7 protein-coding genes are annotated in these 17,921 nt (G+C 40.3%); 1 reads left to right on the forward strand and 6 read right to left on the reverse strand.

Annotated elements, in window-relative coordinates:
* Window positions 1-4: 4 nt before the first annotated feature.
* From GY23_RS06075 to GY23_RS06090, 4 genes are all read right to left on the reverse strand, one after another.
* Window positions 5-775, reverse strand: coding sequence for a tyrosine-protein phosphatase (locus GY23_RS06075; protein ID WP_075618334.1), 771 nt, complete (start codon window positions 773-775; stop codon window positions 5-7).
* 160 nt (window positions 776-935) lie between these two features.
* Complete coding sequence (locus GY23_RS06080; protein ID WP_075618335.1) at window positions 936-1,646, reverse strand: CpsD/CapB family tyrosine-protein kinase; 711 nt, start codon at window positions 1,644-1,646, stop codon at window positions 936-938.
* Complete coding sequence (locus GY23_RS06085; protein ID WP_075618336.1) at window positions 1,647-2,387, reverse strand: YveK family protein; 741 nt, start codon at window positions 2,385-2,387, stop codon at window positions 1,647-1,649. It abuts the gene before it with no gap.
* A gap of 509 nt (window positions 2,388-2,896) precedes the next feature.
* A complete protein-coding gene (locus GY23_RS06090; protein ID WP_075618337.1) occupies window positions 2,897-9,298 on the reverse strand; it encodes a DUF4350 domain-containing protein in 6,402 nt (2,133 codons plus the stop codon).
* Between the two features lie 228 nt (window positions 9,299-9,526).
* Between GY23_RS06090 and GY23_RS06095 the strand changes: the two genes are divergently transcribed.
* Window positions 9,527-10,687 carry a HupE/UreJ family protein gene (locus tag GY23_RS06095; protein WP_245827597.1) on the forward strand — a complete coding sequence of 387 codons (1,161 nt, stop codon included), beginning with the start codon at window positions 9,527-9,529 and terminating at the stop codon, window positions 10,685-10,687.
* Window positions 10,688-10,906: 219 nt separating this feature from the next.
* Here the strand turns inward: GY23_RS06095 and GY23_RS06100 are convergent, their stop codons facing one another.
* Together GY23_RS06100 and GY23_RS06105 are read right to left on the reverse strand one after the other, a co-directional pair.
* A complete protein-coding gene (locus tag GY23_RS06100; RefSeq protein ID WP_075618338.1) occupies window positions 10,907-15,934 on the reverse strand; it encodes an S-layer homology domain-containing protein in 5,028 nt (1,675 codons plus the stop codon).
* 560 nt (window positions 15,935-16,494) lie between these two features.
* Complete coding sequence (locus tag GY23_RS06105) at window positions 16,495-17,814, reverse strand: S-layer homology domain-containing protein (protein WP_075618339.1); 1,320 nt, start codon at window positions 17,812-17,814, stop codon at window positions 16,495-16,497.
* Between the last annotated feature and the right edge of the window lie 107 nt (window positions 17,815-17,921).

The following is a 17,921-nucleotide window of genomic DNA, read 5'->3' on the forward strand; positions in this document are numbered from 1 at the left end:
TTTATTAAACAATGCCAAACAACTTCTTTCGTTGTGAAATTCGTTCTGGTGGATATTTCGCAATCGGAATCCCATTGAAGATATCCGTAGCATTTGAAGTGAACGTATCCACACCATCACGGCCAAACTCTTTCTCTACCACTCTCCAAGCCTCTTTCCACTGGAAGTTGCGAGTGGTTAGATTATGTACATCGGAAGCTATTACATGTGCCAAGTTATGATCTAAAAACTTAATGGACATCTTTTGAATATTCTTCCCAAACTTGCCCGCTAGACTTCCCGCCGTGATTTGGGATAATGCGCCGTTCTTGATAAAACGGTACAACCGATCCGGGTTTTTTACTAACTCACTGTTGCGCTCAGGATGAGCAATAATTGGTGTATACCCTTTTACTTGAATGTCATAAAACAACTGATCTGCAAATTTCGGTATTTCAGAAGAAGGGAACTCAATTAATACGTAATTCGTCTCATTTAAAGGAAGTAACTCCGTATGCTTAGATAAATCATCCGTTAATTCTCCATATATACGAATCTCTTGTCCGGCAACAACTTTCAAAGGAATCGAATGTTTCTGCAGCTCATCAGTTAATAATGCAAGTTGTTTCTCTACCTCAGATTTGCTGTTGTTGTAACTTGGATGTTTATGATGAGGTGTTGCGATCATCGTATGAATACCTTCTGCAACTGCTTGTTTTGCCAGTAATAAACTATCTTCCATTGTCTGTGCTCCATCATCAAGAGTCGGTAATATATGCGCATGGATGTCTATCATCTTGAGCTCCCCTTTCGAAATAGTTGAATGTTGAATCTCTCTTTATCTACCTAACAACACTCTCTTTTTTTATCTATTAACATCACATAATTATCATTTTAACACAATTTTATATGAAACGATTGGTATTTTTTACATATTATTGAAGCAACAAGTCCAATCAGCTACTTCCGTAGTAATAGTAATATTGTGAGTCTTTTGCTTTTTTCTTGTTCAACACAGCCCCTAAAAGCTTCGATTTTGAATTACTCAAAATCTCTTTTGTTTTCACCGCCGCTTCGATATTTGTATCCCCGCTACTAAATACTAAAATCGAGCCATCCACTTTGTTCGCTAAAATTTGTGCATCTGTTACGGCTAGAACTGGTGGTGTATCAAAAATAACGATTTCAAAGTGCTCTTTTGCGTTCGCAATGAACTGAGTCATTGATTCCGACCCAATCAGCTCTGCAGGGTTTGGTGGAATCGGTCCACATGTTAAAACAAACACATCTTTGATCGCTGTCATCTGAACTGCTTCATTCATCGTTGCCTGTTTTGTTAAGACGTTTGTTAGTCCAAATGTATTGGCAAGACGGAATGTGTAGTGCACAGTTGGGTTTCGCAAATCGGTATCGACGATTAGCACTTTTTTTCCTTGTTGTGCAAATACAATTGCTAAGTTCGCAGCGGTCGTAGATTTCCCTTCACCAGGTGCAGTAGATGTTAATAAAATTGTGCGAACCGGTTCATCGATGGAAGCGAACTCGATGTTGGTACGTAGTGTACGGTATTGCTCAGAGATTGGCGATTTAGGTGATTGATGTGCAATGAGTTGACGTTCTTTTGAGAAGCTTTGTTTGGACTTCTTGTTTCGAGTGCCTAATTTCATTTATAGAGATTCCCCTTCTTGTAGACGTGTTTGCTGATATTTAGCAAGCTTGTCCTGTTCTTTTTGCTCCATCGACGAGATGGCACCAATGACCGGAATGACTAATAGTCTTTCAATTTGTTGTTCCGTTTTTATTGATGTATCTAAATACTCTAACAAGAAAGCTAACCCAACACCAAGCATTAACCCTACTACCATGGCAATTGCCATATTGAGCATTTTGTTTGGCTTGATTGGTCCCTGATTTTCTGTTGCGATCGCTTGCGATAAAATGCTGACGTTATCTACATTCATAATGTTTGAAATTTCCCGTTGGAAGACCGACGCTGTCGTATTCGCAATATCACGAGCGACAAATTGGTCCGGGTCTTGCGCAGTAATCGTTAGTACTTGTGATTCCCCAACGCTTGATACACTAATCCTTGCATTTAATGCATCGGTAGTTAGCGTTTCAGATGCCAACTCATCACGAACGATGTCTAGTATCGCCGGACTTTTTATTATGACGTTATACGTATTGATCAATTGAAGATTGGTTTGAATCTCACCCACATTTAAAATCGGAGTCTTAGATTTTTCTTGATTCACTAGAAGTTGGGTAGACGCTTGATAGATCGGTGTTATATAGAAATAACTAACGACTCCCGCTATCAATGTTGCCAACACGGTCAAAGAGAGAATTAACACGATTCTTTTCTTCAACGTTTGGAAAATTTCTTGCAAGCTAATAGTTTCTTCCATAGTGTAGATGGTCCCCCTAAATGCGCTATAAGTTAGTATTATTATATCACAAACATTTGATGTCCTTTTGTCTTCTTTTGTCGAATGTTGCTAAAAAAATGGTATAAGAGGGGAATAATTCCCCACATCTCAATGAATATTTATGGAACATATTTTCATTATAGGTCATTTGGCATAACTGGTTTATAGGTCTTTTTTATTGTAAGCCCTTATATTAATAGTAGTTTTCTGTTGGTGTCTAATCTTGGTGTCAGACTCAGTGGCAGTGTAGGTTCTTTCCAGTGTTTAGAGGCGTTTACTTTGTGAAGAGTGTGACACCAACAGCTACGCTTCTTTTAAACAGCAGCGTAGCGAAAACCAAACTAATTAGTCCCCTCACACTTCGTTTTAAGGGGTGTGTTTGTGGGAGAAATTGAGTGAACGGGTGGAAATCAAATTGAACGGGTAGAAACCCGCCACTAACTAAAAAAAGGAGCCAGCGGTAATCGCTGACTCCTTTTGTTTGTTTCTTATAGATCGCCTAATTTGTTTAGTGCGCGGTATAGCAATACTGCTGCTTCAGCGCGTGTTGCGTCATCTTGTGGGTCGAAGACGTTGCCGCCACGGCCGTTGATGATGCCCAGTGCTACTGCTTGTTTTACGCTTTGTGTTGCGAATGCACCGATGTTGTTAGCGTCTTTAAATACTTTAGAAGTATCTAAGTTGTCTAGCAATGTTGAATCGGCGTATTTGACTGCACGCATGATGATGACTGCGATTTCTTCACGTGTGATTTCAGCATCTGGATCAAATTTCCCGTTAAGGTGACCATTGATGATGCCAGCACGAGCTGCTGCTTCAATTGCTGCGTATGCCCAATCTTTATCTGTTTTCACATCCGAGAATTTGCCTTCGTATGCTGTTACAGGAAGGTCAAGTGCACGAGCTACAAGAACTGCAAAGTGTGCACGTGTTAATTTCGCATCAGGTTGGAAATCATCTTTCGTTACGCCGAGGATGATCCCTTTTGTTGCTAAAGCTTCGATTTCTTTCTTAGCCCAGTGAGTTTTTACGTCATTGAATGTTACTGGTTCCGGTTTTGGATCTACCGGAGGGTCTACCGGTGGGTTAACCGGTGGATTTACTGGTGCATTTGTAACTGTTACGTTTACAGTATGAGTGTTGTCACCGACTTTGATTGTGATTGTTGCCAGTCCTGCTGCTTTCGCAGTAATTAGTCCAGCGTTTACAGAGAGGATGTTGCTGTTTGATACTGTGTACGTCGCTGTAGCTGTTACGTCTTCTGTAGTAGAAGTCTTGTCAGCTTTTGTAGTTGTTTCTGTAACTTTAAGTGTTGTTGTATTGCCAACAATCAATTGTACATTTGTTTTGTCTACTAATAGTGTTTTCACATCTTCAACTACTGGCACTGCTGTTACTGTCACGTTTACCGTTTTAGTATTTTGACCAACAATGATTGTAATTGTTGCTGTACCTGCTGCTTTCGCTGTGATTAAACCAGCTGTTACAGAGATTACGTTGCTGTCCGATACTGAGTATGTTGCTGTTGCTGTTACGTTTTCTGTAGTGGAAGTTTCACCAACTGTTGTTGTTTCATTCACTTTTAATTGGCTGGATGAGCCAACCAGTAACGCTACGTTTGATTGATCTACAGCAATTGTTTTAGTTTCTGTGGCTGTATTTTCTGTTCCATTCAGTTCTTTCGTATCACGAACCCGGATACGTTGTCCGCCTGCAAATCCACCGGAAAGCCCTACTGCTTCCAATGTGTCGCCTACGTTCAACTGTGGAACTGCCCCGCTTTGATTCACGATATAACCATCTGTAAAGACGAGTACATCACCTGAACCATCGTTGATGACATATGAATTGTCATCGTATTTTGAAACGACTTTCCCTGTTACTTTTACAAGTGTTCCTTGGTTTTCAACGGTGGTTGCATCTCCTGTTGCGACTACTTTCGGAGAAACCGGAGCTCCTTCACCAATTTTGATGACATCTACATCGAATGTTGTGAATTCGATTTCGACGTTGTTGTCAAATGTGATCATGTGTCCGTATACGCGTACTTTGTCCCCTAATTTCAAGGAATCAGTAGCAACTTCCTGGAACGCCATGACCCCGCCCGTTTCATCTTGCAGGTAGAACGAATCAAAGAATATGCCTGCTGCAGAGGTAACGGTTCCTTCAATCACGACAGAACTGTTTTCCGGTAATGTGCGTGCTTCTTTAATATCTGTTACCTTAGTTTCGCGGTGTGCTAACCAGTTTACTGCATTCAGTGAGAATTCATCATTGCCTTTTGGCTCAAATGCTTCGTCTAGTTGTTTGTCGTTAAAGATGTTCATACCTGAAACGATGACGCGACCTTTTTCCCCTATTTCTTCAGAAGCAATCAGAGGAATCTTCGAACCGCCTGTGTTGTCAGATACTGTATCATAAGCAAATCCGTTTGCTTTGATATTGCCTTGGTACGTTGTTTCATTCCCTGTTACGAGAAGTGTTACATGTTCATTGTCTGTTAAAGCTGTGTTGTTTGCGGCACTTAAACTTGCGCCACTATAGTAATCCACGAAAGGTACTCGGTCTGTAATATAGTTGCTTACCAGACCTGGATGTGGACGCACAGCATACGGGCTCACTTTCGGATCACTCCAGAAATTCCCCTCTTTACTGTCATCGAAGACGCCATCACTTTGGATACGGATGGTCGATCCCGCTTGTTCCAGTAGGCTGTTGTTCACTGTTGGATCTGTTGAGCCATTGTTACTCTTACCAGCTACCAGCAGTGATCCGCCATCTTGGACAAATTTTGCGACAGCCGCTTGTTCAGCTGTTGTCAAGGCTGTTTTTGGATGTGTCAGCATTAATACATCCACACCATCGAAAGTTGCATCTGTGATTGGTGCTTTGTTTACCGCTACGGTATAGCCTTCTTTTTGAAGTAACAGAACAAAGGCTTTCAAATTGTCTTTGTATGATCCACTATCGCCACTTGTGTTTTCATTTCCATGGGAACCGTCGATCAATACTTTAATCCCAAGTGGTTCTTTTACATTGATTGGAAGTGTGAACTTGACATCGCCAATTTTCAAACCATCATTTGATGTAACTACTGCAATAATGTTGTGATTTCCTTTTGTCGGGTTCGCCCACGTTGTTGTTGCAGTGCCTGTCCCTTTTGAAAGGATGGATGCTACTGTGCTTGTTCCGATCAAGTTTGTTTCTTTCACTTCATCGTAGTAGAAGTCAACTTTTAAGTTTTTCACTTCTTGCGTACCGAAGTTTCCGATTGTTGCATTTAATTTCGCTGGGTTTCCGTCTACAATGACTTCCCCATCGATATCAATTGCATTTACTTTTACATCAACTGATACCTCTTTTGACCAGATTGGTGCTGAGTAAAGGCGTTCTCCATCTTTTTGTGTTGTGCGAACGACGAACCATTGTTGACCGTTTGGCACTGTCACTTCTGGAGACCATGTGTAATCTACTGTATTCGGTGAATACGAATCGATCACTACTCCACCGTTTGTCAGAAGTTCCACTTTTGCCACTGCATCGTTTGATACGTATGAGTTTGATAAGTAATCATATTCAGCTTTTGTTTCCGTTACTGCGTCTCTTCCAGAGATCGTGAAGTTCAATGTATTGCTATCCACTGTTGAACCCATGTAATAGCCGTTTGCCGTTACATCCAGTTCAGCATTTGGATCTTCACTCATGTAGACACGCATATTGCGCATGGAATGAAGTAAAGATGCTTGTGATAAATCATCTGCCACGATGACTGTACGGGCATTTGTTTTCCCCCATGTAGCATCGTGGTTATCTTCACCATATGTCGGTGCTAAGTGCCAGCCTAAGTCTAATGTAGAGAAATATTTTTTCTCCGCGTTGGCATATGCGTAGTTTCCTGAACCATTACCGACTTCAATCATCGTGAACAGTTGATCTACTTCTTTGTTGTAAGGCTTGAAACTATTGAATGCATTTGATGACATGTCCGGGTGATTGAATTGTGCCACGACATCATCGTAAGACAATACCCATGCATAGTATTGATCCAAGCTTTGATATTGCTTGCCGTTGATATTACGGTCGATAAAGTTTTCTGTCGCGAATACATTTGAGTGACCCCAAGTTGTTGATGTCATTTCAAACGCTGGGAATACAACGAACTCGCCGTTTTCTGTGTATTGGGTTGCTAAGTCTTTCGTTAACTGCCAATCCGAACCACCACTACGTTCAGGTGTTGTGCCACGTACCACCGTGTCCGACCCCAATTTATCTGCATCGATGTCATGTGAGTGATCTGAGAATGCAAAGAAATCGTAGCCATATTTCAGACCGGCTTGTAATGCAGCTTCAGGTGATCCGGAACCATCATGAGAGATGTTCGTGTGGTTATGAGTTGTTCCTCTGTAGTGATTCCCGCCAGTAAATCGTGGCACGACTTCGAATGTCCACTCTTTCGTGCTCGTATTTCCTTTTAGGTCGGTTGCTGTTACTGCTACTGTGTGAATTCCTTCTACAAGGTCTTCAGTTGGTTGGAAGCTTGCTTGTGTAGCTGAAATTGGTGCGTCAGCTAGTAAGTTTCCATCTAACGACAATGTCACGCTAGACTTATCCACTCCGCTTGCATCTCCAATTAATACTGAGATTTCAGGGCGAGGTGTTTCAACTCTCGTGCCATTCGCTGGTGTTTCACTTGCAAATTGTGGTCCTTCTTCATCTGCAACCATTTCAACTGTAAATGGTCCAACTGTTTGTTCATTTGTGCCATCAGTTGCCGTGATTTTATAGTCAAATCCGGTTTGTGGTACGTCTGCAGCCAAGATTTGAGCTGTATAACGACCTTCAGCGTCCCCAATCATTGGAACCGTTGTGTAATCTGAAGCTGTCGTTGCTTTATAGCTTAATGAAACACTTTGTGCGCCATCTGCAAATGCTTCAATTAATACATTTGTATCTAGGTAAGCCGTTGTGATTGGTTCATGCGTGATTCCTAAGATTGGTGAGATATCTGCTACGTCACGTGGGAATAATTGATAGCCGCTTTTTGGTGAGGCAGCTGTGCTATATTGACCAATTACGCCTGTGAATGTGTAGCTTTTGTTTGCCACGATGTCTTTTTCGATATCAATTTTCGTTCCGCCGATGATTCGAACTGTGGTTGATTTATTATTTTCATCGACCAATGTGACGTTTGCATTTGTACCAGTAGGAGCAATAGCCGAAACTTTTCCGCTGACTTTTGCTAAACTACCTTCTAGTGGTTCTGCAACTTCAAACTTAGTCAAATCCAAGATTGTTACTGCTTTAGCTGCAGGCAGTTCTTGATCCGCTCCAATTTTCTTAATGGAAGTAGGTTCGAACTCTGTCAATCCGTTATAAGCAATGACTTTACCAGTCACTCGAACTAAATCGCCGCGTTTAATTGATAATTTATGATCTAAAGCAGAGCCAAAAACGTTGATTCCCGCTGTATCGTCTTGCATATAGAAATTGCTTTTTTGGGATCCCAGTATGTCATTTTCAAATGTAACAACACCTTCAACAGTGAATGATTCATTTAAATGGATTGGATGTCCGTTGGTATTTGATTCTCGTACATCTTTTAATTTCGAGATGACCGATAAGTCCGGTTTTGTTACGGCCACTGGAATACTTTGTAACATGATTCCTTGTGGTGTAGCTGTTTGTTGTGTTACATAGACTGTTTCCAGTGACTTTGTATCCGTAAAGTTATACGTGAATTCACCGTTACCGTTGACGATTACTTGTTCAGTGCTAGGCAATAACTCCGTCATGTCTGCATCCGTGTAGACTGAAATGGTAGAAGACGTTATGCCTGCTTTTGCATTCCCAATAACTGTGCTGATGTTATTGCTATCTACACCGAATGCAAGTTTTGTAGTATCTAGTGATTTACTTGGTGCAGCCAGGCGTATTTCTGTTGCCATACTTTCAGGCTTTTCTTCTGTTGACGTAATATATATAGATGGCAAAGCTTTTCCAGCATCAAAAGTCGATTCGAAAGAACCGTCAGTTTTTGCAGTTACTGAACCAATAGCCGTCGAGCTGCCAGTTGGTGTGCTTTCATAAAATTTCACGGTAGCATCCGGGGATACTGTGCCCGCTAATCCTTTTACGACTACATTTGTATTTTGTTGAACGAATTGAATGCGATTGCCAATCGGTTTAAGACTTTCGTTCAACTCGAATTTCTCTGCAGGACTTGCAGAGTTGTGCGGGAATGGTGCAACTGCTACAAAATCAGCTTTATTGTCATTTGTATCCCAGCCATTACCTTGACCTTTTTCACCTACTTTAGCAGGTAAGATGCCAGAGTAAGGGATACGCTGGACACTTTTTGTTGCACTTGGTGTTGGTGTTGGTCCAGTACCTTCAAAAGATGTAGCCGTTGAACCAAAGCCAACGAAATCCACAACATCTGCATTATCAACACTTGAAATTGGAGAAGTCGATTTAACGAGAACCACTTTTCCTGCACCGGCAGCCATTGTGATTCCGCCGCTCGCATCTGGGTCTGGCAACGCAGGAACATCACCGGTACCCGCCGCTTCTTGTACTAGATAAAAACTATGTCCTTTAATAGTACCTGCCAGTGGGGTTACTTGTGTAAAAGCACCTGTTGCACTACCGTATTGAACTGACCAACCTTCCAATGAAACGTCGTTTTCTGTTGGGTTGTATAGTTCAATGAAATCATTTTTATAAGGTGCTCCCCCGTTCCCTCCGCCACCATATACTTGGCTGATGACGACTTGCCCAGCAATTTGAGCTGATGCTTTATGACTTAATCCAGCTGGCAACATTGTACTGATTAGTAACAGTGCGGCTAAAAACATACTGACCAAGCGTTTTGATTGGTTGTTCTTCCTCACGAATTCTACCTTCTCTCGTAGTAGTATACATACATATTATTACCAATTATTGGTAAGATGTCTGACTTTTCTAACAGACAACTATTCCATTCTACTGAATAATTGATATAAAGGGAATATTAAATATAAATTTATTAATAACGGGAATTTCTACTGTTTTTATATCTTTCTGAAAGCTCACCATTTATACTTTAAAATGTTGAAAAAGGAATATTAGGAGGATATTTTTTGAAAAAACATATATTACAATCGCGTTTCTTTCCATTAATGTGCATCTTGTTGTTAGTGGCACTGTCTTTACCTAAACCAGTTGAAGCACATGCCTATAGTGCTAGTTATACTAGTATCGATATACAAGAATCCCAAACCGAGTTAACGTTTACCATAGATAGTCTATCTTTAATCGAATTAGTGGAAGACATTGATACAAATGAGGATGAACAGTTGAGTCAGGATGAGTTGAAAGAGGAAGAACATCATCTAGAAGAGTTAATTTCAGAGATGCTCGTCATTGATAAAAACAATGGGCAACTGGCTTCTACTTTGGAAAGTACGGAAATAGAAGAGATTGATCGCAAAGAATTTATTCGTTTTCATTTCGTGTATGACGGATTTGCCCCTGGAGATACATTAACTTTAATGGATGGATTTTTCATAGATGATTCCGCTACGAATTACGTAAATTTGGTTTCCTCTTCCTATTTAGGCGAAGCGAGTGAAACAGTTTTACAAGGAAATGACCGTACGTGGTCACGTTTGATTACAGAAGTACAAGTGGATCAAGGTGGTGAAGTGGCGGAGGAGGGTTCTACTGGAGAGCAGCATAAGTCCACTCCAGGGAACTCCTCTTCTTGGATGGCATTTTTCAAGCTTGGTGCCCTTCACATTTTGACTGGTTATGATCATTTGTTATTTTTGTTCGCCTTGCTATTACGTAAGCAAACATTAAAACAATACATCGCGATTGTAACGGCTTTTACAGTAGCACATAGCATCACGATCAGTCTATCCGTTCTCGACATTATCAGCCTGCCCTCATTATTCGTTGAAGCAATGATTGCATTGAGTATTATTTACGTAGCGTTAGAGAACATTTTCCGAAAAGAAGTGAAAAATCGCTGGGGACTGACATTCGCGTTTGGATTAATTCACGGACTAGGATTTGCTTCAATCTTAAAAGAAATGAATCTTGAATCGAATCGATTGGTCATGGCATTGTTTAACTTTAATATCGGGATTGAATTCGTACAGATCCTGTTGGTTCTGGCCGTAGTACCTTTACTAAGATATTTACAGAAATTAACATATGCCCGTTCAATTGTGAAATATGGTTCATTGGTTATTGTTGTGATGGGTAGTTATTGGTTAATAGAGAGATTGTTATTTTAGGTGATTTGGTCATAGTGTGACCCCTCAAAACTTTGTTTGAGGGGTTTTTTTGTGGGGGGAATTAGGGTGAACGGTTAGAAGCCGGATGCGAACTGTTATAAATCGATTTGAACGGGTGGAAATAGTAAGGGCGCCCCTGTTTTTTGGAGATTGTTAGGAGGTCATAATTCAAGTACGACAAAAAGGAGCCAGCATCCGCTGACTCCTTTTGTTTGTTGCTTATAGATCGCCTAATTTGTTTAATGCGCGGTATAGCAATACTGCTGCTTCTGCACGTGTTGCGTCATCTTGTGGGTCGAAGACGTTGCCGCCACGGCCGTTGATGATGCCTAGTGCTACTGCTTGTTTTACGCTTTGTGTTGCGAATGCACCGATGTTGTTAGCGTCTTTAAATACTTTAGAAGTATCTAAGCTGTCTAGCAATGTTGAATCGGCGTATTTTACTGCACGCATGATGATGACTGCGATTTCTTCACGTGTGATTTCAGCATCTGGATCAAATTTCCCGTTAAGGTGACCATTGATGATGCCAGCACGAGCTGCTGCTTCAATTGCTGCGTATGCCCAATCTTTATCTGTTTTCACATCCGAGAATTTGCCTTCGTATGCTGTCACAGGAAGGTCAAGTGCACGAGCTACAAGAACTGCAAATTGTGCACGTGTTAGTTTTGCATCAGGTTGGAAATCATCTTTCGTTACGCCGAAGATGATCCCTTTTGTTGCTAAAGCTTCGATTTCTTTCTTAGCCCAATGAGTTTTTACGTCATTGAATGTTACTGGTTCCGGTTTTGGATCTACCGGAGGATTAACTGGTGGGTTAACCGGTGGATTTACTGGAACGTTTGTTACTGATACGTCTACAGTTACTGTGTTTTTGCCAACTGTAATCGTAATTTGAGTTGAACCTGCTGCTTTAGCAGTGATTAACCCATTGTTGCTTACGGTAATTACGTTGCTGTTAAATCCACTATAAGTAGCTTTTGCTGTTACGTCTTCTATAGTAGAAGTTGCATCCGCTTTTGTTGTTGTTTCAGTCACTTTCAATTGACTTGTTGTACCAACAGTTAGTGCTACGGCTTTTTTGTCGACTGCCAATGTTTTCACATCTTCAACTACTGGCACTGCTGTTACTGTTACGTTCACCGTTTTAGTATTTCCACCAACAGTGATTGTGATTGTTGCTGTACCTGCTGCTTTAGCTGTGATTAATCCAGCGTTTACAGAGATTACGTTGGTATTTGATACTGCATATGTTGCTGTTGCAGTTACGTCTTTGTTCGTTGAAGAACCATCTGCTTTAGTTGTTTTTTCTGTTACAACTAATTGATTTGTTTTTCCAACTTCCAGTGCAACATTGTTTGTGTTAACTTCCAAAGTTACTACGTCTGCCACTGGTACTGCTGTTACTGTTACGTTCACTGTTTTAGTGTTGTTGCCAACTGTAATCGTGATTGTTGCTGTACCTGCTGCTTTAGCTGTGATTAATCCAGCGTTTACAGAGATTACGTTGGTATTTGATACTGCGTATGTTGCTGTTGCAGTTACGTCTTTGTTGGTTGAAGAACCATCTGCTTTAGTTGTTTTTTCTGTTACGACTAATTGATTTGTTTTTCCAACTTCCAGTGCAACATTGTTTGTGTTAACTTCCAATGTTACTACGTCTGCCACTGGTACTGCTGTTACTGTTACGTTTACTGTTTTAGTGTTGTTGCCAACTGTGATCGTGATTGTTGTTGTACCTGCTGCTTTAGCTGTGATTAATCCAGCGTTTACAGAGATTACATTGGTATTTGATACTGCATATGTTGCTGTAGCTGTTACGTCTTTGTTCGTAGAAGAACCATCTGCTTTAGTTGTTTTTTCTGTTACAACTAATTGATTTGTTTTTCCAACTTCAAGTGCAACATTGTTTGTGTTAACTTCCAATGTTACTACGTCTGCCACTGGTACTGCTGTTACTGTAACGTTTACTGTTTTACTGTTGTTGCCAACAGTGATCGTGATTGTTGCTGTACCTGCTGCTTTAGCTGTGATTAATCCAGCGTTTACAGAGATTACGTTGGTATTTGATACTGCGTATGTTGCTGTAGCTGTTACGTCTTTGTTCGTTGAAGAACCATCTGCTTTAGTTGTTTTTTCTGTTACAACTAATTGATTTGTTTTTCCAACTTCAAGTGCAACATTGTTTGCGTTAACTTCCAATGTTACTACGTCTGGTGCTACGACTGGACCTTTTAAGTCTACTTGAACCAATACTGGATCATGGTCAGATGCACGGCCGTGCTCTTCCATGAAGTTCGCATTGATGTGAATCATGTCAACTTTAGCTGTGTTTGCTAGGTTGTTTGTTACTAATACATGGTCAAGTACTTGGTTGTTTCCTTGGTAGTAATAAGAGAAACGTTGGCCAGCTGGTACTTTTTCCACCATGTTTGTTAAGATGCCGCCTTTTAATGCTGCAAGAGTTGGTGTGAATTCGAAGTCATTCATGTCACCAGCTACGATTACATTAAGGTTTGGATTTTGTACTTGTCCTTTTTTGATGAAGTCGCTAATCATTGTTGCAAGCCCGATACGTTCTGCTTCAGAACCTAAGAATGGAGGTTGGTTTTTCCCGAATAACGGTTGGTCTCCAGATTTAGAGTTTAAGTGAGCACCGATTACGACTACTTTTTCACCTTTGAATTCAAATTGAGCTGCGATTGGTTTACGTGTAGCTGGTTGTGGAATGTCTAAAATACGACCAGGATTTAGAGAAAGTTCTCCATTTACCCATTGTACTTTATCAGTAGATCCACCTTTTGTTCCTGCAGAAAGTGTTACACGAAGTGGGTTGTATAGATAACCTACACGAATGTTCCCGCCTGGTGCCCCACCATCTTGATTGTATTCAGGAGCGATGTCCGTCCACTTGTAAGTAGGACCGCCAGCAGCTTTGATTGCTGCGATTAAACGCTCATAACTTTGTGATGCGTCTGTATTGCCTGATGCTGTTTCGCCATCATTATCTTGCACTTCTACTAGTGTAATAATGTCAGGAGATTTCATGTTATCCACGAATGACTTCGCGATTTTCACTACTTTTGCATCTGGTGTATTTGATTTGTTGTTTGAGAAGTTTTCCACGTTATAAGCAGCAACGTTCAGTTTGTCTGCTTCAATTTCAATTTCTGTTATTTCTTTAATGATTGGTGACTCAACTAATGGTGGTAGTGTAGCCACAGTTGTCATAATGCGGAAGTTTCCGAATTCATAACTTACTGGACCTGTAATTGTTCCGTTGAATTTATCACCAGATTTAGCTTTAAATGTTTCTGAGTTCATATCAACCGTGATGCGTTCAGGGTTGTAGTCTGTGTCAGAAATGTTGATCCCGCCAAAGTCGTTGAAGATTGTTTTGCCACCGTTGTCAGTAGCTACGATTACTTCACCGTATTTTTGTGGTCCAACAACTTTTGCATCTTTAACTGAAACTAGCATACCTTCGATAGATTCCCAGAAATCGATTCCGTCTTCAGCTGGATCGAAACTAGTCAAACCATCGTTGTCGATAATTTCAGTCGGTGCTGAAAGTTCTTCCCATTTAAGTGCAGCAGGAACTGGTGCTTTACCTAACTTGTCAATTGTCGTACTTGAAATTTCTGTTGTTGATAAATCAACAGATTTCATATCAGAGTATCCCGCGATGAAGAATTCAGTCACTTTTCCGTCAACCGATACTAGATCTCCTGGTACAACTGTGTGTCCTTTGCTGTATACAAGGATCGCATCAGATGTAGCTGGGTCGTTATCTGGTGTTGCGTCTTGCATGAAGAAGTTGTTGTTATCAAGCTTGTAAGTTACTACACCTTCGATATCAACTACTAATTGTTCTGCGTATGGTGATTTATGTTGTTTGCCTTGAATGTCCGCAATTTGAACATTTGTAGATTTGATCACTTGGTATTCAAATGAGAACACTTCAGATGTTGCTCCAGTTGTAACTGCAATTGCTTTGATTGTTGTGCTGTCTGTAATAACAATTGGTGCAGTGTATTTCGTGCTTGAAGGTGTTGGAGTCGAACCGTCTACTGTGTAGTAGATTGTTGCATTTGCCCAACCGCTAGAGAGCGTGATAGCTGTATTTTCAGATACGAAACCTGGGAATACATCTACGTATACTGCTGGTTTGTTTACTAGTTCAAAACTATCTGAACCTAGTGCTTTTACTTGGAACACATCGTTAAATTTAGATGCGATACCTGAAACATGTACTAGATCGCCTTCGCTGTAATATTGAATGAAGTTATCATATGTCATACCTGTACGGTTATCGTTACGAACGATTACTGATTTTCCTGCTCCATCAACAGCAGAGAATTCAAATGTACCGAAATCGTCCTTTTTAGCTAAGCCAGTGATTGTAACATTGTTTAATTGAATGCGTTCCCCTTGAGTATCTGCATTCACTCCAGTTGGATCAATAACTTGTGCCGCTGGAAGTGGGTTGCCAGAAGATTTCACTGTGATTTTTGTTGGCTGGATTTGAAGTTCTCCACTGAATGGAGTTATTTTCCCTTCAAGCTCAACGATGTCGCCTGGTTTAACGTCAGCTGCAGAGACAAACGCATAAAGACCCGCAGTGTTGTCTTGGATGTAGAAACCTTTTTGGCCCCAGAATCCAACGCCAGTTGTTACTGTCCCTTCAACGCTGATTAATTTAGCTGGATCGGTTACTGCACGAGCAGCAGCAATGTTCGCTACTTTTTCAGCTGTTGGTGGTGGAGGTGGCTCTTCTCCTCCATCTTCAACGAATGTCATTGCAGTAACTGGTGCCTTTAGACCAGCATGAACACCGAAATATTTTTCAAGTGAAGCACTAATAGATACTTTTTTGCCAATATTACCTGGGTTTGTTTTAAGTCCAAAAGTTGGTCTTAAATTTGTTGGAGTAGCTGGTAATTGAACATAAATCATTTTTGAAAGATTTGTTTCAGTTGGAGAGTCCGCAATTGCATAGTTTAAGTCATCTGTAGCACCTGTTCTAACAACAGATGTTTCCGACTTAACATAACCGACAATATAGCCATCAACTGTAACATTCTTTTTACCATTTACATCGTATTGTAGAAGTGCTTCAGCTACTGTCAGTCCTGTAGCTGCCGATGCACTCGGTACCGTGATAAATGGTGAAACCATCGAAACTATTAGTAAGAAAGCTAGTGCTATTTTACTAATAGAGTGTTTCAAAAATCCTTCTTTCGTCATCCATTTCACTCCTCATAATGAAAGTTTTATATTACTTTCTGATTATACCAAATAAATGAAAAGGTTTTCATAAGATTTTGTAAAATTTCTTAATATTTCGTGAAAATAGGTAAGAAGTCCGACGTTTTTGTAAATTTACGATACATATTTGTAAAGACTTTTACATTTAAACGGAAAAAATTGATTTATTGTGGAAACTCTTTTCTATTATTGTAATAATTGGATTGGAAACTCGTTTATTGAATATAGGAGAAACTATTATAGGAGAATCTCAATTAACAGTAGCGTAGCGAATACGGAACTAATTAGCTTCCTCATACTTTGTTAGAGGTTAGTAAAAAGTTCAGCATTATAAAGCCTGATTAAGTGTTATCTATTATTCATGCTTCTGCGCTTTGTGGATGCCTCCCGTGAGAAGCCTGTCAGAAAATCACTGCCAGTCTTCTCGCTCCGGCTACCACTTGAAAGGCGCATACGCTGGTTCTGCCTAGAAATAATGTTTGCAACAAATTTTAATAGAAAGGAAAAAGGAGCCAGCAATGTTCGCTGGCTCCAACTTTTTATAGTTCGCCTAGTTGTTCGAGTGTACGGTATAGCATGACAGCCGCTTCAGCACGTGTAGCGTTTGCTTTTGGATTAAATTTATTGTCTGCATTGCCAGACACGATTCCTAAACTTACTGCTTGGTTAACGGATAGTCTTGCAAATGCTCCGATTTCTCCGTGATCAGAAAATGAATTTGGTTTCACTTCACTGGTTAATATGCCTGGATTGTGGTAATTGATTGCTCGTATCAGAAGTGTTGCCATCTCTTCGCGAGTGATTAACGCATCGGGACTAAACATGTCTTCAGATGTACCTTTTATTATGCCTACTTTATAAGCGGTTTCGATTTCTTTATACGCCCATGCTTTGCTAGTCGTTACATCTTTGAAAATCCCTCTGTAATAATATCCAGGAACTGCATAGTCAAAACCTTTGAATTCATACTGAGGTATATTTAATGCCCGAGCGATGAGTACAGCAAACTCAGCCCGTGTCACGTTTCCTGTCGGATTAAATGTAGTGGCGGTCTTTCCACTTGTAATGGTGCGAGAGGCCAGTACTTCTATTTCGTCTTGGGCCCAATAGCCATTGATGTCACTAAATGTTTTGGCATTTTCAGTCACAACTAGATTTGAGGTGATCATTGACTTGAACACAAATATAGCAACATCTTCGTATGTTCCTCCTACATATTCAAATGATTTACTAGTATCGTCCATATGATATGCAGTAACATTCTGTACCTTTTTAACAGAAGTTGTTAAAGGAACAGAAAATTGTATTGGCTCAGAGAAATCTCTTTTGACTGGATATCCCCAAGGTTTTTGAGTTGGCCATGATCCCACATCTGATAATTCCACATTTCTCACAACACTAAAATCATAGATAGCTGATACGGCTCCCCTTATATCCGTGGATTTTTTCATTCCTAGCACAAATGTGATGGAATCAATAAGAAGTGGATCTATATCATATCCTTTTAAAACTTGGTTCGGTACAACAACATTCACTTTATCTGAGGTAATGTTTAATGATTTGGTTGAGCTTTTTAATAAGTTTAATGAGGCAATTGTCATTTCTACTCCAACTAACGGTTTTTTATCCGATAAGGGAATGATACTGACTTTTATGTCTGCCTTCGAAGTGTCTGCAATTTGTTCTGATATCATGTAATCAGGAATAACAACTATGTCTTGTAATGGGGGTAAAATCCTCTCTCCACCACTCGTTACTAGCCTTGCAGCATTAACTCTCTCGTTATCTGGTGAAATAATTGGAAATAGAAGTAGAACCACCATTACACTTACAAACCACTTTCCTTTGAACCCCACCATACATTCGTCCCCTTTTTCTCTATATAATACTATATTCCTGAATTTACCATATAATGAGATTATTGTGAATAAATTATTAGCATTGCCAGTTTATTCAATAGAAAACC

The organism is Paenisporosarcina indica (assembly GCF_001939075.1).
Lineage (GTDB): Bacteria > Bacillota > Bacilli > Bacillales_A > Planococcaceae > Paenisporosarcina > Paenisporosarcina indica.

Excerpts from the sequence above, each read along its gene's own strand:
- GY23_RS06100 (WP_075618338.1), bottom strand. The coding sequence starts at position 15,934 with ATGACGAAAGAAGGATTTTTGAAACACTCTATTAGTAAAATAGCACTA.
- GY23_RS06075 (WP_075618334.1), bottom strand. The coding sequence starts at position 775 with ATGATAGACATCCATGCGCATATATTACCGACTCTTGATGATGGAGCA.
- GY23_RS06105 (WP_075618339.1), bottom strand. The coding sequence starts at position 17,814 with ATGGTGGGGTTCAAAGGAAAGTGGTTTGTAAGTGTAATGGTGGTTCTA.
- GY23_RS06085 (WP_075618336.1), bottom strand. The coding sequence starts at position 2,387 with ATGGAAGAAACTATTAGCTTGCAAGAAATTTTCCAAACGTTGAAGAAA.
- GY23_RS06080 (WP_075618335.1), bottom strand. The coding sequence starts at position 1,646 with ATGAAATTAGGCACTCGAAACAAGAAGTCCAAACAAAGCTTCTCAAAA.